Source organism: Fructilactobacillus sp. X7R4C1, from assembly GCF_059901115.1.
Genome location: NZ_JBWXVD010000005.1, coordinates 51,667 through 72,617, shown reverse-complemented (window position 1 = coordinate 72,617; position 20,951 = coordinate 51,667). Strand labels below are relative to the sequence as shown.

The window sequence follows — 20,951 nt, the reverse complement described above, 5'->3', positions numbered from 1 at the left end:
TAGTTGAGGAGGAATTGTAGTGACTGATCAAGAAAAAGAAGCAAAAAGAGAACGGGCCGGGGAGTACGACGCTAGTCAAATCCAAGTCCTAAAGGGACTAGAAGCGGTCAGAAAGCGTCCCGGAATGTACATTGGAGCCACTAACGAACAGGGACTCCATCACTTAGTTTGGGAAATTATCGATAACGGAATTGACGAAGCGTTGGCGGGTTTTGCTGACGAAATCAACGTTACCGTGGAAAAAGATAACAGTATTACGGTCGTTGATAACGGTCGGGGGATTCCCGTGGATACCCAAAAAGATACCGGTAAGTCGGCACTAGAGACCGTCTTCACTATCCTCCACGCTGGTGGTAAATTCGGCGGTGGCGGATACAAAGTGTCCGGTGGACTTCACGGAGTCGGAGCCTCAGTGGTAAACGCCTTGTCAAAGGAACTAGACGTTGTTGTTACTAAGGGTGGCAAGCGGTACTACATGGACTTTGAAAGGGGTCACGTCAAGACGCCAATGAAAGTCATTGGGGACGCACCCAGGGATGCTCACGGAACTAAGGTTCACTTTGTTCCCGATCCAGACATCTTTACCGAGACCACGACCTTTAACATGAAGACTTTGACCACGCGTGTCAGAGAACTGGCCTTTTTAAACAAGGGGTTAAGAATCACAATTAGAGACGATCGCCCCGAAAAGCCCGTGGAACACGATTTCTTCTACGAAGGTGGAATTCGGCATTACGTTGAATTCCTCGATCGGGGTCGCACTCCAATCTTCAAGGATCCCATCTACATTGAGGGTCAGGAAAATGGCATCACGGTCGAAGTTTCAATTCAGTACACTAATGATTATCACAGCACCCTTTTGACGTTTACTAATAACATCAATACCTATGAGGGTGGAACCCACGAAGAAGGGTTTAAGCAGGCTTTAACCCGAATTATCAATAACTACGGGAGAAACAACAATTTAATTAAGGATAGCGAGCCAAACCTTTCTGGTGACGATGTTCGAGAAGGAATGACCGCGGTCGTTTCGGTTAAGCATCCCGATCCTCAATTTGAGGGTCAGACCAAGACCAAACTTGGTAACTCTGATGCGAGAACCGCTACGAACCACATTTTCGGTCAGGAATTTTCCAAGTTCATGATGGAACATCCCCAAATTGCCGAACAGATTGTTGAAAAGGGTTCCGTAGCTTCTAAAGCGCGAGCCGCCGCTAAAAGAGCTCGAGAAGTAACCAGAAAACGAAGCGGACTTGAAATCAACAGTTTACCCGGGAAGTTGGCTAACAACACCAGTAAGGACCCGAAAGTCTCCGAATTGTTTATCGTCGAAGGTGATTCGGCTGGTGGTTCTGCTAAACAGGGTCGTTCTAGACTGACGCAGGCCATCCTGCCAATTCGTGGCAAGATTTTAAACGTTGAAAAGGCCACGATGGAAAAAATTCTGGCTAACGAAGAAATTCGTTCTTTGTTTACCGCGATGGGGACTGGCTTTGGTAGTGACTTTGACATTAGTAAGGTTAACTACCACAAGTTAATCATCATGACCGATGCCGATGTTGATGGAGCCCACATTCAGATTTTGCTTCTAACCTTAATTTATAACTACATGCGTCCAATGATTGATGCTGGATACGTCTACATTGCCCAGCCACCGTTGTACCGAGTTCGTCAGGGAAACAAATTCCAACGATACGTTGATTCTGATGAGGAACTTCAGGAGTTGTTAGCTCAACTTCCGGCTTCACCAAAACCACAAATTCAACGATACAAAGGTTTAGGCGAAATGGATGCCTCGCAGTTGTGGGACACCACCATGAATCCAGATCATCGTCGGCTTCTAAGGGTTACTTCGGATGATGCTTCGGCTGCTCAAGAAGCCTTCACCATGTTAATGGGTGAAAAGGTGGCTCCAAGACGGAAGTTTATTGAAGACAACGCAACCTTTGTTGAAAACCTGGATGTATAAATTGTTTCACGTGAAACAATTAGGTTAATTGACTGATTTAACAAGGAATGGAGGCAAAATCTCTTGGCAAATGAAGAAAATAATAAACCAAGTCGAGTTCAAAACATTGAATTATCGAAGAAGATGAGATCATCATTCTTGGATTATGCAATGAGTGTGATTGTGTCCCGTGCTCTTCCTGACGTTCGTGACGGTTTGAAACCGGTTCATCGTCGAATTCTGTACGATATGCACGAACTAGGAGTTACACCGGATAAGCCTTACAAGAAATCCGCGCGAATTGTTGGGGATGTTCTAGGAAAATTCCATCCTCACGGTGACAGTTCCGTGTATGAGGCCATGGTTCGAATGGCGCAGGAATTTAGTTATCGTTACATGTTAGTTGACGGACACGGAAACTTTGGTTCCGTCGACGGTGATGGTGCCGCTGCCATGCGTTACACCGAGGTACGACTCTCTAAGATTGCGATGGAAATGTTGCGAGACATCAACAAGGACACCGTTGATTTTCAGCCCAACTACGATGGCACCGAACGTGAACCGGTGGTCTTACCGGCCAGAATTCCGAACCTCCTTTTAAACGGAGCTTCTGGGATTGCGGTTGGAATGGCCACTAACATTCCACCTCACAATTTAAGCGAAGTAATTAGTGCAATTCACATTTTGATGAGAAATCCGGACGCCACCACCAATGATCTGATGGAAGCTCTTCCTGGACCTGACTTCCCAACTGGGGGAGTGGTCATGGGCAAATCTGGAATCAGAAAGGCCTACGAAACGGGCCGTGGTAGTATCATCGTTCGGGCTAAGGTTGACATTGAGGAACAAAAAAACGGCAAGCAGCGCATTATTGCGACTGAATTACCGTACATGGTCAATAAGGCCAAGTTAATCGAACGGATTGCTGAACTAGTAAGGGACAAACGAATTGAGGGCATTACCGCCATTAACGATGAGTCCGATAAGGATGGAATGCGGGTTGTGATTGATGTTAAACGGGATGCTTCAGCCGAAGTTATCTTGAACAATCTGTACAAGTTAACCCTGATGCAAACCTCCTTTAGTTTCAACATGCTAGCCATCGTTGATGGTGCGCCGAAAGTCTTGAGTCTGAAACAAATTTTGCAGTACTACCTGGAGTACCAGGTGGAAGTTATTACTAGAAGAACAAAGTTTGACTTACGTAAGGCTCAAGCCCGAGCTCACATTCTGGAAGGGTTACTGGTTGCTCTTGACAACATTGACGCCGTCATCAAGATTATTCGTAATTCCGCGACTGGCGATATCGCCAAAAACGAACTGATTAGTAATTTTGATTTAGACGACAAGCAAGCCCAAGCGATCTTAGACATGCGCCTGGTTCGATTAACTGGACTGGAACGTGGCAAGATTACCGACGAGCACAACAAATTACTGGCTAACATTAAAGATTACAAAGACATTTTAAACAGTCGAGATCGGATCAACGGCATCATTTACGATGAACTCCTTGAGATTCAGAAGAAGTTTGGTGACAAACGGCGGACCGAATTACTGGTTGGCGAAATCACCAGTATTGAAGACGAAGATTTAATTGAAGAGGAAAACATCGTAATTACATTGACCCACAACGGTTACATTAAACGATTACCAACCGATGAGTTCAAGGCCCAGAACCGTGGAGGTCGTGGAATTCAAGGAATGGGTGTCAATAAGGACGATTTCATTGAACATCTCCTGTCAACGGCAACCCATGATCGACTCTTGTTCTTCACGAATGCTGGCAAAGTTTATAGTATGAAAGCCTATGAAGTCCCAGAGTACGGACGATCTGCGAAGGGAATTCCAATTGTTAACCTCTTAAATCTCGGTCAAAATGAGAAGATTCAAACGGTTATCAGTATTTCGTCCCAGCATAATGACGAGGACAAGTACCTGTTCTTTACAACGAAACTGGGAACGGTTAAACGAACCCCAGTCTCTGACTTCTTGAACATTCGAAAGAATGGTTTAAAGGCCATTCACTTACACGATAATGATGAAGTGATTGGCGTATCCATCGTGGATAACGGCGATAACATGATCATTGGAACTCATTTGGGATACGCCGTTAGCTTTAGAGCTGATGACGTTCGGTCCATGGGACGTTCGGCTTCAGGAGTTAGAGGAGTTCGCCTTAGACCAAACGACTATGTGGTTGGAGCGGCCATCTTGACACCTGACAGTGACGTGTTTGTCATTTCTGAAAATGGATACGGGAAACGCACGAAAGCTTCTGACTACCCGATCAAGGGTCGTGGAGGTAAGGGAATCAAGACGTCAAACGTTACCAAGAAGAATGGTCCCCTAGTGGGATTAAGTACCGTGACTGGTGATGAAGACATCATGCTAATCACTAACATGGGTGTTATGATTCGGTTTGCGGTTAATAACGTTTCTGAAACCGGCCGTGCCACCCTTGGAGTTCATTTAATCCGAGTTGACGATAATGCTAAGGTTGCGACGATGGCTGTCGTTGCTAAGGATGAAGAAAACGAATCAAAGGTCAATGAACCAGCTTCATCTACTGATCAATCCGAAGAATAATGGTTAAAAATAACACTACGTTAACGGTAGTGCTATTTTTTTGCCTAAATTTATGGTTAACATTCGTAAATTGGCACTTTCATATTGATTAAATGGTGCAATTCGATTATGATATTGGTTGTGTTTGAAACATTTAAACTAAATTTGACAAAATAGTTCGTAAAATAATCAAGGAGAGTTATGAAGATGGACGTGTTTGATTACGAAGATATTCAACTGATTCCGAATAAGTGTGTGGTCAATTCTAGAAGTGAGTGTGATACTTCCGTGGAATTTGGTGGCCGTAAGTTCAAGATTCCGGTCGTACCCGCCAACATGCAGACGGTCATTAATGCTGACTTAGCCGAAAGCCTCGCAAAAAACGGTTATTTTTACGTCATGCACCGTTTTCAACCTGAGAAACGACTTGATTTTGTTAAAAAGATGCACGCTGACGGGGTCTTTGCCTCTATCAGCATTGGAGTCAAGCCTGGCGAGTATGACTTCATTAAAGAGTTGGTCAGAGCCAACCAGCTTCCTGAATACGTTACGATTGACATTGCTCACGGATACTCGGACTCGGTTATCAATATGATTAAATTTGTCAAAGAACAGATGCCTGACACTTTCCTGATTGCTGGAAACGTTGGAACGCCAGAAGCCGTGCGGGCACTTGAAAATGCCGGAGCGGACGCTACCAAGGTTGGAATTGGACCCGGGAAAGCCTGCATTACCAAGATTAAGACCGGATTTGGAACGGGAGGATGGCAGTTAGCTGCCATTCGGTACTGTGCGAAGGGTGCCAGAAAGCCCATCATTGCTGACGGTGGGATTCGGACCGATGGCGATATCGCCAAATCAATTCGCTTTGGTGCTACAATGTGCATGATTGGATCGATGTTTGCAGGCCACAAAGAGTCGCCCGGTAAAAACGTTGAAAAAGACGGTAAGGAATACAAAGAGTACTTTGGTTCCGCATCGCAATTTCAAAAGGGTGCCTACAAGAACGTTGAAGGAAAGAAATTACTGGTTCCGTTTAAGGGCAGCATCTACGACACCTTACGGGAGATGCAAGAAGATTTGCAGTCATCAATTTCTTATGCTGGTGGAAAAGACATCGATGCCATTAGAAAAGTTGATTACGTGGTCGTAAAAAATTCAATTTATAATGGTGATTAAAAAAAAGATTTAAAAAAAGCTTCGTATTTAATCATGTATCGCAAGTCAACGTCTCGAATGTCCTGTTGAAGTAAAAAACAATCAATGATATAATCAATCGTTGTGAGTTTAATTAGATTTTAATTGACTCCCCTTGCTCTCCAAATCACTGGAGAGCCGACAGTCCACAAGGAGGTGTAATTCATGGAAAACAAATACGAAATTACTTACATCATCAGACCAGATATCGACGATGCTGCCAAGACTGACTTGGTCAACCGCTTCGATAAGATCTTGACTGATAACGGCGCAAACGTAATCGATTCAAAAGACTGGCAAAAACGTCGTCTTGCTTATGAAATCGGCGGTTACAATGAAGGTACTTACCACATTGTTAACGTTGAAGAAGGCGACAACGACCAAGGTCTAGACGAGTTTGACCGTCTTGCTAAGTTTAACAAAGACATCTTACGTCATATGATCGTAAGAAGAGACGACAAATAATTAGAATGAAAGGAGTTTTTCAGTATGATTAATACAGTAGTTCTTACTGGACGCTTAACACGAGACGTTGATTTGCGATACACCCAAAACGGCGCAGCAGTGGGTACTTTTACGCTAGCTGTTGACCGTCGTTTCACTAATTCAAATGGTGATCGGGAAGCTGACTTCGTCAACTGTGTCATTTGGCGCAAATCAGCTGAAAACTTTGCCAACTTTGTGCATAAGGGTTCCCTGGTTGGAATTGAAGGTCGAATTCAGACCCGAAATTACGAAAACAAGCAGGGTCAACGGGTTTATGTTACCGAAGTAGTCGTTGAGAACTTCACTCTCCTTGAACCACGTTCACAGAATGGAAATGGTCAGGGTCAAGTTAACAACGGTGGCAATCACGCTCCTAGCGAAAATCCATTTGGAACTCCAAAGACGAGTGGTCAGGCCACTCCTAACAATAGCAAAGGTAACGACAATTCGAAGGATCCGTTTGCTAACTCTGGAGACCAGATTGATATTTCCGATGACGATCTTCCATTTTAATGGAACGATTTGATTAATGTTTTAGGAGGGAATTACACATGGCTCAACAAAGAAGAGGTGGCCATCGTCGCCGTAAGGTTGACTTTATCGCCGCTAATCACATTGAATACATTGATTACAAAGACGTTGATTTGTTAAGACGTTTCGTATCAGAACGTGGTAAGATTTTACCTCGTCGAGTTACCGGAACAAGCGCTAAAAACCAACGTAAGTTGACCATTGCGATCAAGCGTGCCCGCATCATGGGCTTAATGCCATTCGTAGTTGGAGACTAATTAAGAATTTGAGACTTAACTAATTTAGTTGGGTCTTTTTTTTTATCCGATTATTGGGTTGCCTCAATGTGATAAAATAGAAGCTATAATGGAGCAAAGATGGGAGTTACTATGAAGAAATTCTTTTCACAAATGACGTTGCCGCCATTTTTAAAAAATACACGATTAAGAAAAATTACGATTTTTATTGCAATTTCATTGATTTTGGGACTAGTAATTGCCTTTCTCTACAACTTCTTTATCGGAATCGTTCTTTTACTGATTGCTTGTGTGGGACTCGTCTATACCATTAACACGATGAACCGCGTGGGTGAAGAATCCGATAAGTACATCAATGATTTGTCCTATCAAATCATGCGCGGACAACAGGAGTCACTACTTGAGATGCCGATTGGGATCTTAATCCTTGATGATAACCACGTGGTGGAGTGGATTAATCCATATTTACAGCCATACTTTGATAGTACGGAGGTGGTCGGATATCCACTTGACCATTCTGCTCCAGACCTCTTTGACATCATTCAGGCCAACCTTGACCAGACCAAGCCGATTGAGGTCACCTGGCGCGGTCACATGTTCGATATGTTGATTCAAAGAGAGTACAACACCGTCTACATGATGGACATTACCCGCTATGCTGAGATTGAAAAGAAGTACGAAAACGGTAAAATTGCGGTCGGCCAGATTTTTCTGGATAACTTTGACGAAATTACGCAGTCAATGAGCGACCAGGACGTCTCGAACCTTAGAAACTACATCACCAACGAACTGAGCTCGTGGGCGCAGGAATACGGGATTTTTCTAAAGCGAATTGATGCGGATCATTACTTTATCCTGTTGTACGTTTCCGCGTTGAATCAAATTGAGGCGGATAAATTTAAGATTTTAGACGTGATTCGAGAAGATACCTCGAAACAGAACCTTCCTTTGACCCTTAGTATCGGGATTGCATACGATGATAATAATCTGAACAACTTAGCCGACCAGGCTCAGAGTAACCTTGATTTAGCCCTCGGTCGTGGTGGCGATCAGGTGGTTGTTAAGGCCAAGGATAAAGAGGCCCGCTACTATGGTGGAAAGACGAACCCAATGGAGAAACGAACTCGGGTCCGGGCGCGGATGATTTCCCACGCTTTACAAGAGTTAATGAAAGAATCGGATCAGATCTTCGTTCAGGGTCATGCTCAACCTGACATGGATGCGATGGGAGCCGCCATGGGAATCAGACGGATTGCCCAGATGAACGGGAAGCAGTGTTGGATTGTGATGGATGACGAAGAACCGCACTCAGACATCAAGCGGTTATTAAACGCGATTGATGATTATCCAGACATTAAAGAATCAATTATTACTCCAGATAAGGCGTTGAAAAAGGCAACTGACAACAGTTTGCTGATTATGGTTGACCATTCCAAACCTGACATGGGTGTTTCTGGGGACCTTTACAAACGCTTAAAGAACCGCGTCGTCATCATTGACCATCACCGACGTGGGGAAGACTTTCCCGAGAATCCGATCCTGGTTTACATTGAACCCTACGCTTCTTCAGCCTGCGAACTGATTACCGAGATGTTTGAGTATCAGTCTCAGGACGCTGATCCAATCAACCAGTTAGAGGCGACTGCCATGCTGAGTGGGATTGTGGTTGACACCCAATCCTTTACGATTAGAACGGGAACGAGAACGTTTGATGCGGCGAGCTATCTGCGGTCAGCCGGTGCCAACGCTGACGAAATGGCCGACTTCATGAAGGAAAGTATCAATAATTACATGGCCCGAAACCACCTGATTTCCATGATGGAACAGATTGATGAGAACATGGCCCTGATTACCGCTGAAGATGATAAGGAATATGATTCGGTCATTGCCGCGCAAGCCGTTGATTCGCTACTGACGATTGACGGAGTGGAAGCCTCGTTTATCGTCTTTAAGCGGACGAACGGGAACATTGGAATCTCGGCGCGAAGTAATGGTAACATTAACGTTCAGTTGATTATGGAAGCACTTGGTGGAGGTGGCCACTTATCAGCGGGAGCTACGCAAATTCCCGACGAAAGTGTTTCAGAGGTTAAGAAGACACTGCTAGGTGCCATTGATAAAATCGTTAATAACGATGATAAAACCGACCAATAGCAGAATTAGTTTAAATCTGTTAAATTATTAGTAAACAAGGAGGGATTTAAAATGAAAGTAATCTTTTTAAGCGATGTTAAAGGCAAGGGCAACCGGGGCGATGTTAAGGACATGCCATCTGGGTATGCTAACAACTTTTTGATTAAGAAGGGCTTGGCTAAAGAAGCTACCAAGCAGGCTATCAGTGAATTAAAGGCTCAACAACACGTTGAACAGGAGCACGAGCAAGAGGAACTAGCAGATTCCAAGAAACTGAAAAAAGAACTTGAAAATGACAAAACCGTCGTTGAGTTGAAAGCCAAGGCTGGGTCTGACGGTCGCTTGTTCGGTTCTATTACCAGTAAACAGATTGCTCAGGGACTTTTGGATCAATACAACATTAAACTGGATAAACGGAAGATTGAATTAAGTGAACCAATCAAGACCATGGGTTACACTGATGTTCCCGTTAAGGTTCATCCCCAGGTTTCCGCTCAAATTCGGGTTCACGTCAGCGAAAAATAGTCGTAAGTTGCAGTTAGAAAAGAGTCGATAATGAACAACGATACTTTAAATGATCACACGCCACCACAAAATATTGAGGCCGAAAAGGCCGTTTTGGGTTCCATTTTTCTGAGTACCGACGGTTTAGTTGACGCGATGGAATATCTGAATCCAGATGACTTCTATAAGCGGGCGCATCAATTAATTTTTAAGGCGATGTTGGATCTAAATGATGACGATCAGGGCATTGATGCCGTGACCGTGACCGATCTTTTGAAGCAGCGTGACCAGCTGGAAGACGTTGGTGGTGTGCCTTACATCATTGATCTGACCAACGCCGTGCCAACGGCCGCTAACTTGGTCTACTACGCTAAAATTGTAAGAAATAAGGCCGTGCTTAGGCGCTTGATTCAGACGGCTACTAACATTGCCACTCAGGGATACGAACAGTCCGAAGACGTCGAAGACCTCTTAGATAATGCCGAACGCGACATTATGAACGTCTCTGAGGACCGTAATCAGTCGGGATTTAAGAACATCAAGGACGTTTTAAACGAATCATTTACAAAGATTGACCAACTTTCTCAAAATGGTGGCGACGACATCACGGGACTTGCGACCGGTTATCATGAGCTCGACAAGATGACGACCGGACTTCATCCCGGCGAATTGATGATTCTAGCTGCCAGACCGGCCGTTGGTAAAACCGCTTTTGCGCTAAACATTGCACAAAACGTGGGAACCAAGACCGACAAGACGGTGGCCATTTTCAGTTTGGAAATGAGTGCCGAATCGTTAGTAAACCGAATGTTGTGTGCTGAAGGTAGTATTGATGCCAATCACCTTAGAACGGGTCAGTTGACCGAAGAGGAGTGGCAAAATCTAGTCATCGCGATGGGCAGTCTTTCTAAGGCCCACATTTACATTGATGATACTCCCGGCAATAAAATGGCTGGAATTCGGGCCAACTGTCGTCGTTTGGCAAAACAAACGGGGAACTTAGGGCTGATTGTGGTCGACTACCTCCAGTTAATTGAGGGTGGTAATAAAGAAAACCGGCAACAGGAAGTGTCTGAGATTTCCAGACAACTTAAAAAACTGGCCAATGAATTACAGGTGCCAGTGATTGCGTTATCTCAGCTTTCGCGTGGAGTGGAACAGCGTCAGGACAAGCGTCCGGTGCTGTCTGACATCCGTGAATCGGGGTCAATCGAACAGGATGCTGACATTGTTGCATTCTTATACCGAGAGGATTATTATGAACACGATTCAGACGATGATGACCAAGATCCACGTTCCGGTGTTGAAAATGACGATGATAACGTTGGCGAAGTTGAAGTTATTATCGAAAAGAACCGTTCGGGTCCACGTGGAACGGTTAAACTGCTCTTTATTAAATCGTATAATAAGTTTTCATCGATTTCATACGCTTCAAACGATGGTGTACAGTAAAAGGCCACTTACAGAGTAAGTGGTCTTTTTATTAAAATTAAGAATGATTGAGAGGATTTTCAATGAATAACAATGAAAAGACACAAGGGTTGCCAAAACTTACCACGGCCGCAATCTGGTTTCTATCCTTTGGAATTCTTGGAGTCCAAATGGCGTTTGGCTTAATGAATTCGCAACTGGGAAGAATTTTTCAGACCCTCGGGACTTCTCCGAGTCTTTTAGGGCTTCTGTTTATTATTCCCCCAATTGCGGGATTATTTGTCCAACCGTTAGTGGGAGCGTGGTCCGATCGAACCTGGGTGCCAAAATGGGGGAGAAGAATTCCCTACCTCATTATTGGGACCGTTGCTTCCGCCATTACCCTGTTTCTTTTACCAAACGTTGGTGATTTTGGCTGGCCGAGCATCATTACGATCTCACTGGCCGCAGTCATCACGTTGGTTTTGATGATTGCGTTCAATATGTGTGTGCAACCCTACAAGATGTTGATTGGTGACATGGTTAATCAACGCCAGAGTGGGTTTGCTTACTCAATTCAGAGTTTTTTCTTAAACATTGGGAGTGTGCTAGCGTGTTTATCGCCGTGGGTTTTCACCGAGCTCGGGGTCAGTAACACCGCTAGTAAAGGGATGATTCCTAATTCAGTCATTTTTTCGTTCTACGTTGCGGTGGTCGTTTTAATCTTCTGTACGTTTATTACCGTCATGAAGGTTGATGAGTATCCCCCTAAACAGTTTAATGACTATCATGGACTGGAGCAGAATGGCGAACGGGCCAAAAAGAGTACGTGGATGCTTTTAAAAGATGCCCCACGCGTTTTCTGGGTGGTATCCATCATCCAACTTTTTGCCTACATTGGCTTTGCCTACATGTGGATGTACGGGACGAGTATCATTGCCAAAAACGTTTTCAACACAACCAATCCGATGAGCAGTGGTTATCAGTCCGGTGGTAATTTATTTGGAATTTTATCGGCCGTTTATGCTTTATCAGCTGTTATTTTTTCACTTTTACTATCAAGAATCCCCCAACGAAAGTACAAGTTGCTCTTTTCAATTAGTTTGGTAATTGGCGGAGCCGGCTTTTTGATGTCAGCATTCTCCCACACCGTTTTCTTGCAGGTGCTTGCGTTTATTTTGATTGGCATTGGATGGGCTGGCGTTTCGGTCTACCCGTTGACTTTTGTAACCCGTGAGATTCCAGGAAAGTACATTGGTGTGTACATGGGACTGTTTAACGTTCAAATTTGTATTCCTCAAATTGTGGCTTCACTTGCTAGTCCACTAGTTGTGATGGCAATTGGATCCATTGCTAACATCTTTGCGATTGCGGCGGTTACCATGGTTTTGGCGGCAATCTCAGTATGGATCTTAAACGACATTAAGGACTAGTTGGAGGTGAGAACGTGCAGGTAATTGATGTAGGTGGTTTTCGGGGTCATCCATTGACCGTTTATTTCGATGGGGCGAACGTCTATTTTGACTACTTAGATGTAATTAATTTATTGAAGCCTAAAATGGTTTCACTTTCAGACAGTGAACTAGTGACTGATGAAAATGGAGTTAACCGATTAACCGTGGCGGGAACGTGTCGTCTTGCTTCCCTTAGTAATTATCCACGTGCTGACCGACTAATGCGCTGGATTCAGCAGCAGGTAAAACCAATCGTGTTGCGTTACGGAAATAGTTTAAAGCAGAATCAGATTACTAAATCGATTGATGACGTTTACGGTGAGTTACACGTAAGTGGGATGGAAATGACGAAACGTGAGTTTTACCAGTTCTTAAGAACCCATCACTACACCATCAAATGGCTCAAGGGAAATAATAGCCCCAGTGACCTGAGTGTGAAAAAGCAGTTAATGGTACCAAAAATTGGTCATTTTAACTTGCCTCAACCATGTGGAGCGGATAAACTATACGTAAACGCGGCTTTTACCACCAAAGGTGTCCAAGTTGTGATTAATCAGTTGAAAGAATTAGATGAAGTTGCCTATCAACAGGTTTCACTGTTTTAAATGATAATTGTTCCACGTGAAACAATTGATGTAATCCCATGGTGTTCAAGGATTAGAGGTGTTAAGCGTGAAGAAGCAACATGTCCTATCGTTAATCTTGGCCTTTTTGGCGGCAATGTTTTTGATCCTCGTTCCGTTTATTGAGGATCAAAGCTTGATTTGGATTGGTCTGGCGATGGCCGGCTTTTGTGCTGCTTTAGCAATTTTAACCGAGATTTTAGCAATTAAAAAATAAAAAAGGAAGGATCCTTCGCAATTAACGAAGATGGTCTTTCCTTTTTTAGTGAAATTAATGATATAAAAAAAGATCATGGCGTTAACCATGATCATGATATGTGATGGGCAGTCAGGGGATCGAACCCTGGACCCACGGATTAAGAGTCCGTTGCTCTGCCAGCTGAGCTAACTGCCCAAATCAAAAGTACATTTATTATAATAGCATACCGAAAAACCCCATGCAACACTAATTTACAAAAAAGGCGAAATTGCAGATACGGAAGAAATACTGAAAAGAGCTGTTATTAATTAACAACAGTTGTTGAATAACGTGAAGCGAGTAATTTGATGTGTTACAATTTAACTAGGATTGAGCGTAAAATAAGCCTTGATCCCAAACTTGATTGATATAGGGACTACCAGTAGTCCAAAGGAGACAAATAATATTATGAAGAAAAAAATTCTAGTTGTCGATGATGAAAAACCAATTACAGACATTGAAAAATTTAGTTTAACCAAAGAAGGATTTGAAGTTGACGTCGCACACGATGGGCAAGAGGCCCTTGATAAGGTTGATAGTAATACACCCGATCTCATTATTCTTGACCTCATGTTACCAAAGGTCGATGGCTTAGAAGTTGCCAAGGAAGTTCGAAAGACCCACAACATGCCAATTATCATGGTGACTGCCAAGGATTCTGAACTCGACAAGGTATTGGGTCTAGAGCTCGGTGCCGATGATTACGTTACTAAGCCATTTTCCAACCGTGAATTAGTGGCACGGGTCAAGGCCAACTTGAGACGGCAGAATATCACTGGCTCAGCTGGGGAAGGAAAAGACGATAATCACGATATCGAAATCGGTGACCTGGTGATTCATCCTGACTCTTACTCCGTTACTAAACGCGGAAAGGGTGTTGATCTTACCCACCGAGAATTCGAACTTCTTCATTATCTGGCCCAACACATTGGTCAAGTGATGACCAGAGAGCACTTGCTTCAGACGGTTTGGGGATACGATTACTTCGGTGACGTTCGAACCGTCGACGTGACCGTACGTCGTTTACGAGAAAAAATTGAAGATGATTCAAGTCACCCCAAGTGGTTAGTAACCAGACGTGGGGTTGGTTATTACCTGCGGGATTCCGAAAAAGAAGAATAACCCAAATTGATTAGTTTAGAGGTATTCATGTAATGAAGAAGAAAAGACGTTGGCACTTTTTAAGGTCCATTCATTTTAAGATTGCGTTAGTTTTCGCCTTAATGATGATCATTACCTTGGAAGTAGTGGGTGCCGTTTTTGTGCGTCAACTCGAGTACCAAAATTTGAATACGTTTAAGGATTCCATCCAACTGAAGCCCTACGTTAATACATCCCTTAAAAAGCAGTTAGCCAAAAAGAACCAAACCAAGGCTAATAAGCAGATTCAGACGATCCTTGAAGACGTTGATACCAACAATTCTGATGATATTCTGGTGGTGGATTCCAGGGGGAACATCCGTGGAACCAATCAGAGTAGCGACCAGTCGTTAGTGGGACAAAAGACCACCGACAATGACATTAAGAATGCCTTAAATAACGGTAAAACCATCGAGAAAAACACTTACAGTGATGGGAACCGTTACTACACCATGATTACACCCTTGATTAATAGTCAGGGCAACGAAAACAACATGGAAGGGGTCGTCTACGTTCGGGCTAATCTGAACCCGGTTTATCAAAACATCAACAGTATCACCTTAATCTATCTGTTTGCGGCGATCGTCGCCATCATCTTGGGCTTGCTTCTAACGTTCATTATTTCTCGGGCCATTACGAAGCCAATCGACGCAATGAAGAAGCAGACGGAACAGATTGCTCGCGGTAATTATTCGGGGCACGTTAAGGTCTACGGAAATGACGAGTTGGGTCAACTAGCGAAGGCCGTCAACAACCTGTCAGTGCGGGTGGAAGAGTCTCAGGAGTCAACCGAGTCAGAGCGAAGGCGTCTGGATTCGGTCTTAGATAACATGACCGACGGTGTGGTTGCCACGGATCGTCGCGGAAACGTCATCATCATCAACGATGAGGCGCTTAGTTTTCTAGGCGTTAGTAAGCAACAGGTCATCGGTAAGTCCATCCTAGATGTTTTGCATTTACGCGACCGGTTCACCCTTAAAAACTTGATTGAAGACCCAGGACAGGTCAACTTGGACTTTTCTGATCACGACCATAAGCTGATTTTATCAGCTCATTTTTCGTTGATTCAGCGTGAATCCGGCTTTATTAATGGGCTTGTTTGCGTGTTCCATGACATCACCTTGCAACAAAAGATTGATGACGATCGGAAGCAGTTTGTATCCAATGTTTCACACGAACTACGAACGCCCTTAACCAGTGTGCATTCCTACATTGAAGCCTTGCAGGACGGCGCTTGGAAGGATAAAAAGTTAGCACCCAAATTTTTGAAGGTCACTCAGGACGAGACCGACCGAATGATTCGAATGATCAACGATCTTTTGACACTGTCGCGGATGGATTCTGGAACCCAGAAGTACGATACGGAACTAGTTAACATCAATAAGCTCTTTAACTACATCTTGGATCGTTTTGACATGATCATTAAGACCGATGACGATCCGAAAAAGAAGAATTATTCCATTAAACGGGACTTTACTAAGCAGGATCTGTGGGCTGACATCGATACCGACCGTTTTACCCAGGTCATTGATAATATTATGAATAATGCGATCAAATATTCACCAGACGGTGGCGTCATTACCTGTCGGCTGTACGAACAGAACAACCGCATCATCATGAGTATTTCTGATCAGGGATTAGGAATGCCACGAAAAGCCATTAAACACATTTTCGATCGTTTCTATCGAGTCGATAAAGCTCGTTCACGGGCTCAAGGTGGAAGTGGACTTGGGCTTGCAATCTCTAAGGAAATTGTGGAAGCCTTTGGCGGACATATTTGGGTCGATAGTATTGAAGGAAAGGGTTCAACGTTCTATATTTCACTACCAAACGAACCAGTCGAGGAGGATCTTTGGGATGAAGGAGAAGCTTAAACCTTATATTTTACCGGTTTCACTGTGCATTGCCGTACTAGTCAGTTTGGTGCTCATCGTGGCGCTACTGGTTAATCCAGCTCGCTTTGGGAGTCGTATGCATCAGGATAAATCAGCTACGCTTAAAAGCGAAGTTTCTTCGAAGAATCGTTATGATATCTATTCTCCCACCGAGGTTATTACTACCACTAGGAGTGGGAAACAGAAGTCGCTCACAAGTGAGACCACGAGTTTGACCGGTGAAATCGTCAAAAACATTAAGACCTATCAGGTCAAGTCAATCAAAGAGGTCTCAAAGGATAACCAAAAGCGGTATATCGATACCCTTAACTCTGAAAATTCGCTGATGTTGAATTATGGTGGCGAAGTTCCAGTTAATTTGTTAAGTAAGATTTTTAATCATAAGGTGAAAAAGAATGATTTCAACGTTGATCGCATGGTCATCCCACTAAATGATAGTACCCACTTTTACCTGCTAGGCGATGATGGCTACCACGTGTACCAGGTCACCACTAAAAAGCGGAATTTAGCCAAGTTACAGAACATTCTTACTACGAAAGTTCAAAGTGTGGACGTCCAGATGCGGACGTTAAACGATCGCCCGTTTCTCTTCTACCCAAGCCAGGTCAAGATGCGTAATTACGGGTATTTACTCGTAGAACAGTCCCAGACGGCTTACATTAATCGGGTACTAGGTAATACGACGGATACCAGCGTTAAGCACCGAAAGAAGAGTACGACTTACAGTAGTCGGGACCAGTCGTTAAACTTTGACAATGAGGACAACGTTATTTATCAGGACTACCAGCAAAGTAAGCGGGGCCACAGCTATGAGGATGTTTTAAATTCAGCTTATCGTTACGCTAATAAACTAGGGATTCCACTGGATAATGCTCGTTTTGACAGCTATAATCCGGTCAAAAACACCGTCACCTACCGAACGTTTGTTGAGGGTTATCCGGTCTTTAATCAGAAGCGGCTGGGGACGTGTTCGTTTAAGATGGGAAATGGTGGAGCCAATCGTTATGAATTTTCACTTTTAAGTTTCCAAATCCCAATTCCAACGAACGCCGAAAGTACTACCCTTCCAAGTACTGGAACAATCTTAAACCAACTATCCGCTCAGGGAATTGACATGAAAAAGGTTAGATCCATCACCCTTGGTTACCAAGTTGTTCCCGAAAAGAACAACAAGCAGTTAATCACCTTGCAGCCATCATGGTTCGTTAATTACGACGGCACTTGGATTAACTCCCAGTTAATTGGCAATGGGACCGGAAAGGAGAGCTTCTAATGAATTTTAAACGAATTCAAGAGATCTTCTTGCTGGCTTTCATTATTTTGGACGTCTTCTTGGTCCTAATGATTGTTCAAAACCAAAACATGCAGTCCGAGAACACGAGTCAAAACAGTGCGAACTCCACCATTATCAAAGAAATGCGCAGGGATGAAATTTCCGTTGGCAAGCTCTCAAATAAGCGCTCTAACGGTTACTACATTTCCGCTTCTAATGATGGTAATCTCGCAAATGAGATGGGTAACTTGAGAAATCAGGACGCGCGCTTTGAAAATGGAGCGGTCGTAAGTACGTTGCGGACGCCAATTGACATTGATAATCGGAACCCACAGAACACACTGGATCCACTCATGAAAAGAAAGAGTTTTGTGATTAACGGTGAGGATTATGAGTATGACCAAAACCAGTCCAATTCAAGTAAGATTGTCTACATTCAGAAGGCTTTGACGAGTAATTTGATGGACAATAATGCCAGAATCATCTTCTATTTAGATGACGACGGGAATATTAAGAGTTATACGCAAACGGCGCTTAATAACATCAAGATTTTACACGAGAGTTCTGAGACCATTTCGGAAGAACGAGCACTGATCTGGCTCTACCAGTATAATGAGATTCCCAATAACTCTAGGGTGCTTTGGACCAGAAGATCGTACACTAAATTGTTAAACATTAATAATAATGGGGTCTACATCCCTACGTGGGTCATTGCCATCCAGACCCGCAACTCCAAGGACGTTTCCATAAGGCGGATTAACGCTTTCACTGGGTCGGTCTTAAAGACCGAAAACGTTCAGGAGAACTTTAAAAATAAAATCACAAGTGGGACAGAAGATAATTAGAAAGCTGGGAATAAGTTGAGCGAAGATCCAATGAAAATCAGTGTATTGTCGAGCGGAAGTGGCGGCAACGTTACTTATATTGAGACGAACCAGCACAAGGTCTTACTTGATGCCGGACTGTCGGGCAAAAAGATTGAGAACCTCATGAATTCGATTGGACGGAGTTTGACCGACGTTGATAAGTTATTTGTGACCCACGAACATACCGATCATGCCAAATCAGTGGGAATCTTGGCGCGTAAGTATGACATGCAGGTCTACGCGAACGAGAAGACCTGGAACGCGATGGGTAACAAGATCGGAAAATTTCCTGAGGAACAAAAGTTTATTTTTGATCCCGATACCACTAAGTCGTTTGGGGACTTGGACGTTGAAAGTTTCAGTGTGTCCCATGATGCTGCCGACGCCCAGTTCTACAATTTTCACGACGGCGATAAGAGTTTTGTGGTGTTGACTGATACGGGCTACGTCTCTGATCACATTGAAGGGGTCATAAGAGACGCCAACGCGTACGTTTTAGAGTGTAATCATGACGTGGAAATGCTGAGAAACGGCGACTATTCGTGGCCAACCAAACAGCGCATCATGAGTGATGAGGGCCATTTGTCAAACGAAGACGGCGCGGATGCCATGATGAAAATCATCGGACGTGACACCAAGAACATCTTCATCGGACACCGCAGTCATCATAACAACATGAAGTCTTTGGCTCATCTTACCGTCGCTTCCATGCTGGAAAATGAGGACTTTGGGGTTGGTCATGACTTCAATTTGTTTGACACCGACGTCGAAAAACCATCCGATTTAATAACTCTTTGAGAATAATTGATACTTTTTTAAAAACTATTTGATAGAATAATATTAAATGGGGTGTAAATATGAAGAGAACACATCCGCTACTAACAGTCGCCATCGTGGCACTAGTAGCCGGTCTATTGGGCGGTGGAATTGCCTATGGTGGGATTTCGTGGTATAACGGCGGAATGTCTCTAGGAACTCAATCCGTCCCTGCGGGTTCTAATCGTGGCGGAACCGCAAAAGTTGAGAATGTAAGGGTAAATGCCTCTAATCAGGCGGAAAAAGTCTTTAGGGACAACAAGGATACCGTTGTTTCGGTCATTAACACCGAGAAGACCAAGTCCAGTGACTCTGATCCACTTCAGGGTATGTTTGGTGGCGTGTTCGGAGGAAATGGCGGAGACAATGGTGGCCAAGACCAAAAGGATCAGCAACAGATTAGTGAGGGTTCTGGAGTTGTCTACAATAAGGATAACGGCTCAGCGTACATTGTGACCAACAATCACGTGGTGTCTGGTTCGTCCAACCTGGAAGTCATCTTGAGTAACGGCCAGAAAAAGGAAGCTAAGCTAATTGGCCATGATGCCGTAACCGACCTTGCCGTTCTTAAGATTAACGGCGATGGTGTCAATAAGGTGGCTAACTTCGGTAATTCTGACGACATCAAGGTGGGTCAAACCGCCCTTGCGATTGGATCGCCACTTGGTTCTGAGTACGCTTCGTCTCTGACTGAGGGAATCATTTCCGCAAAGAAGCGGGAAGTTCCGCAGGCTAGCACCGAGAATGGGCAACAGAACGCCAGTGCCGGTGACGCAACGGTTATTCAGACCGATGCCGCCATTAATCCCGGAAACTCGGGAGGACCACTCCTAAACAGCGCTGGTCAAGTAGTGGGAATTAATTCCATGAAATTGTCGAAAGATAGTTCCGGTACCAGTGTTGAAGGGATGGGTTTTGCCATTCCAAGTAACGAGGTCGTACGGATTATCAACCAGCTCATTAAGAACGGAAAGGTAATTCGTCCCGAACTAGGCATTAAGTATGTGGACCTAGCTAACATCTCGGTTAAGCAACAGAAATCGATTTTAAAGCTCCCTTCAAACGTTACCAATGGAGTTGTAGTAATGGACGTTAGGGGTAGCTCACCAGCCGCTAATGCGGGTCTCAAGAAAAATGACGTGATTACCAAGTTGGCTGGAAAAGACATTACCAATCAGGGTAAGTTACGTGACATCCTGTATGAGCATAACGTTGGCGACAAGATTTCCGTTACCTATTATCATAATGGGCAAATGAAAACGGCTGAGATTACGCTAGATCAGCAAGCAAAACAGCAGTAATTTAAAAAATGTTCGTCGTAGAGTAGATGCGGCGAACATTTTTTGTTTGAAAAGAGTGAACTGACATTCGGATAGCTTAATGCGATAATTGAAGCAATTGTCCGTCTGAGGCCTGAATTTTAGTTGTGATGATTGTAACGATACTTATGAATTCCGTGATAGAGGGATTGACGGTAAACTCCGAACAAAATTGGTTTAAAAAAAATTAATAATCAGAAAATACGTGGTTGGAAATGTCAAGTGGTAAAAGTCTGTGCATAACTTTGGGGATAAACTCATTGTGAAAACACAAAAGCTGTAATTTAGGCTTTAAATGATAGTGGAAAAGCATCAAG

General features: G+C 43.8%; 18 protein-coding genes and 1 tRNA gene. 18 read left to right on the top strand and 1 reads right to left on the bottom strand.

Translation table 11 applies throughout. The features are described from left to right. The first annotated feature begins 19 nt into the window (after nucleotides 1-19). The 12 genes from gyrB to AC6UC9_RS05900 all read left to right on the top strand — a co-directional run bounded on the left by gyrB (nucleotide 20) and on the right by AC6UC9_RS05900 (nucleotide 13,304). Complete coding sequence (gene gyrB, locus AC6UC9_RS05955) at nucleotides 20-1,969, top strand: DNA topoisomerase (ATP-hydrolyzing) subunit B (protein WP_500694202.1); 1,950 nt, start codon at nucleotides 20-22, stop codon at nucleotides 1,967-1,969. A 123-nt stretch (nucleotides 1,970-2,092) separates the two neighbouring features. Continuing rightward, nucleotides 2,093-4,534, top strand: a complete 2,442-nt coding sequence (gyrA, locus tag AC6UC9_RS05950; protein ID WP_500701471.1) for a DNA gyrase subunit A — start codon at nucleotides 2,093-2,095, stop codon at nucleotides 4,532-4,534. A 186-nt stretch (nucleotides 4,535-4,720) separates the two neighbouring features. Next, on the top strand, nucleotides 4,721-5,692 hold the full coding sequence (locus AC6UC9_RS05945; RefSeq protein WP_500701430.1) for a GMP reductase: 972 nt from the start codon (nucleotides 4,721-4,723) through the stop codon (nucleotides 5,690-5,692). A gap of 183 nt (nucleotides 5,693-5,875) precedes the next feature. Further along, nucleotides 5,876-6,175, top strand: coding sequence for a 30S ribosomal protein S6 (gene rpsF, locus AC6UC9_RS05940; RefSeq protein WP_500694200.1), 300 nt, complete (start codon nucleotides 5,876-5,878; stop codon nucleotides 6,173-6,175). A 24-nt stretch (nucleotides 6,176-6,199) separates the two neighbouring features. Then, on the top strand, nucleotides 6,200-6,709 hold the full coding sequence (gene ssb / locus AC6UC9_RS05935) for a single-stranded DNA-binding protein (protein WP_500694199.1): 510 nt from the start codon (nucleotides 6,200-6,202) through the stop codon (nucleotides 6,707-6,709). A 38-nt stretch (nucleotides 6,710-6,747) separates the two neighbouring features. Then, nucleotides 6,748-6,984 (top strand): 30S ribosomal protein S18, encoded by a 237-nt coding sequence (gene rpsR / locus AC6UC9_RS05930; RefSeq protein ID WP_010022194.1) that lies wholly within the window; start codon nucleotides 6,748-6,750, stop codon nucleotides 6,982-6,984. 111 nt (nucleotides 6,985-7,095) lie between these two features. After that, on the top strand, nucleotides 7,096-9,117 hold the full coding sequence (locus tag AC6UC9_RS05925; RefSeq protein ID WP_500694198.1) for a DHH family phosphoesterase: 2,022 nt from the start codon (nucleotides 7,096-7,098) through the stop codon (nucleotides 9,115-9,117). A gap of 51 nt (nucleotides 9,118-9,168) precedes the next feature. Further along, on the top strand, nucleotides 9,169-9,621 hold the full coding sequence (gene rplI, locus AC6UC9_RS05920) for a 50S ribosomal protein L9 (RefSeq protein WP_500694197.1): 453 nt from the start codon (nucleotides 9,169-9,171) through the stop codon (nucleotides 9,619-9,621). Nucleotides 9,622-9,651: 30 nt separating this feature from the next. Beyond that, a complete protein-coding gene (dnaB, locus tag AC6UC9_RS05915; RefSeq protein ID WP_500701429.1) occupies nucleotides 9,652-11,052 on the top strand; it encodes a replicative DNA helicase in 1,401 nt (466 codons plus the stop codon). A gap of 62 nt (nucleotides 11,053-11,114) precedes the next feature. Next, nucleotides 11,115-12,443: an MFS transporter gene (locus tag AC6UC9_RS05910; protein ID WP_500701428.1), complete on the top strand. Its 1,329-nt coding sequence runs from the start codon at nucleotides 11,115-11,117 to the stop codon at nucleotides 12,441-12,443. A 14-nt stretch (nucleotides 12,444-12,457) separates the two neighbouring features. Continuing rightward, the gene (locus AC6UC9_RS05905) at nucleotides 12,458-13,069 is read left to right on the top strand and encodes a hypothetical protein (protein WP_500701427.1); all 612 of its coding nucleotides are present in this window, start codon (nucleotides 12,458-12,460) and stop codon (nucleotides 13,067-13,069) included. A gap of 67 nt (nucleotides 13,070-13,136) precedes the next feature. Next, nucleotides 13,137-13,304, top strand: a complete 168-nt coding sequence (locus AC6UC9_RS05900) for a hypothetical protein (protein ID WP_500694193.1) — start codon at nucleotides 13,137-13,139, stop codon at nucleotides 13,302-13,304. 104 nt (nucleotides 13,305-13,408) lie between these two features. On the opposite strand, the gene AC6UC9_RS05895 is transcribed toward AC6UC9_RS05900, so the two are convergent. After that, a tRNA-Lys gene (locus tag AC6UC9_RS05895) sits at nucleotides 13,409-13,481 on the bottom strand. A gap of 252 nt (nucleotides 13,482-13,733) precedes the next feature. Between AC6UC9_RS05895 and yycF the strand changes: the two genes are divergently transcribed. The 6 genes from yycF to AC6UC9_RS05865 are packed head-to-tail and all read left to right on the top strand — an operon-like array spanning nucleotide 13,734 to nucleotide 20,616. After that, entirely contained in the window at nucleotides 13,734-14,447 is a 714-nt protein-coding gene (gene yycF, locus AC6UC9_RS05890; RefSeq protein ID WP_500701426.1) for a response regulator YycF, read from the top strand. A 32-nt stretch (nucleotides 14,448-14,479) separates the two neighbouring features. Further along, a complete protein-coding gene (walK, locus tag AC6UC9_RS05885; protein WP_500694192.1) occupies nucleotides 14,480-16,339 on the top strand; it encodes a cell wall metabolism sensor histidine kinase WalK in 1,860 nt (619 codons plus the stop codon). Next, the gene (locus AC6UC9_RS05880) at nucleotides 16,323-17,633 is read left to right on the top strand and encodes a YycH family regulatory protein (RefSeq protein ID WP_500701425.1); all 1,311 of its coding nucleotides are present in this window, start codon (nucleotides 16,323-16,325) and stop codon (nucleotides 17,631-17,633) included. Before walK ends, AC6UC9_RS05880 begins: the two co-directional genes overlap by 17 nt. Further along, on the top strand, nucleotides 17,633-18,478 hold the full coding sequence (locus tag AC6UC9_RS05875) for a two-component system regulatory protein YycI (RefSeq protein WP_500701424.1): 846 nt from the start codon (nucleotides 17,633-17,635) through the stop codon (nucleotides 18,476-18,478). Before AC6UC9_RS05880 ends, AC6UC9_RS05875 begins: the two co-directional genes overlap by 1 nt. A gap of 30 nt (nucleotides 18,479-18,508) precedes the next feature. Then, the gene (locus AC6UC9_RS05870; protein ID WP_500701423.1) at nucleotides 18,509-19,297 is read left to right on the top strand and encodes an MBL fold metallo-hydrolase; all 789 of its coding nucleotides are present in this window, start codon (nucleotides 18,509-18,511) and stop codon (nucleotides 19,295-19,297) included. Nucleotides 19,298-19,356: 59 nt separating this feature from the next. Beyond that, entirely contained in the window at nucleotides 19,357-20,616 is a 1,260-nt protein-coding gene (locus AC6UC9_RS05865; protein WP_500701422.1) for a S1C family serine protease, read from the top strand. Nucleotides 20,617-20,951 lie beyond the last annotated feature (335 nt).

Coding starts and splice junctions, on each gene's coding strand:
- dnaB (WP_500701429.1), top strand. CDS start 9,652: ATGAACAACGATACTTTAAATGATCACACGCCACCACAAAATATTGAG.
- AC6UC9_RS05865 (WP_500701422.1), top strand. CDS start 19,357: ATGAAGAGAACACATCCGCTACTAACAGTCGCCATCGTGGCACTAGTA.
- ssb (WP_500694199.1), top strand. CDS start 6,200: ATGATTAATACAGTAGTTCTTACTGGACGCTTAACACGAGACGTTGAT.
- rpsF (WP_500694200.1), top strand. CDS start 5,876: ATGGAAAACAAATACGAAATTACTTACATCATCAGACCAGATATCGAC.
- walK (WP_500694192.1), top strand. CDS start 14,480: ATGAAGAAGAAAAGACGTTGGCACTTTTTAAGGTCCATTCATTTTAAG.
- yycF (WP_500701426.1), top strand. CDS start 13,734: ATGAAGAAAAAAATTCTAGTTGTCGATGATGAAAAACCAATTACAGAC.
- rpsR (WP_010022194.1), top strand. CDS start 6,748: ATGGCTCAACAAAGAAGAGGTGGCCATCGTCGCCGTAAGGTTGACTTT.
- AC6UC9_RS05925 (WP_500694198.1), top strand. CDS start 7,096: ATGAAGAAATTCTTTTCACAAATGACGTTGCCGCCATTTTTAAAAAAT.
- AC6UC9_RS05945 (WP_500701430.1), top strand. CDS start 4,721: ATGGACGTGTTTGATTACGAAGATATTCAACTGATTCCGAATAAGTGT.
- AC6UC9_RS05910 (WP_500701428.1), top strand. CDS start 11,115: ATGAATAACAATGAAAAGACACAAGGGTTGCCAAAACTTACCACGGCC.
- AC6UC9_RS05870 (WP_500701423.1), top strand. CDS start 18,509: ATGAAAATCAGTGTATTGTCGAGCGGAAGTGGCGGCAACGTTACTTAT.
- AC6UC9_RS05880 (WP_500701425.1), top strand. CDS start 16,323: ATGAAGGAGAAGCTTAAACCTTATATTTTACCGGTTTCACTGTGCATT.
- gyrA (WP_500701471.1), top strand. CDS start 2,093: ATGAGATCATCATTCTTGGATTATGCAATGAGTGTGATTGTGTCCCGT.
- rplI (WP_500694197.1), top strand. CDS start 9,169: ATGAAAGTAATCTTTTTAAGCGATGTTAAAGGCAAGGGCAACCGGGGC.
- AC6UC9_RS05875 (WP_500701424.1), top strand. CDS start 17,633: ATGAATTTTAAACGAATTCAAGAGATCTTCTTGCTGGCTTTCATTATT.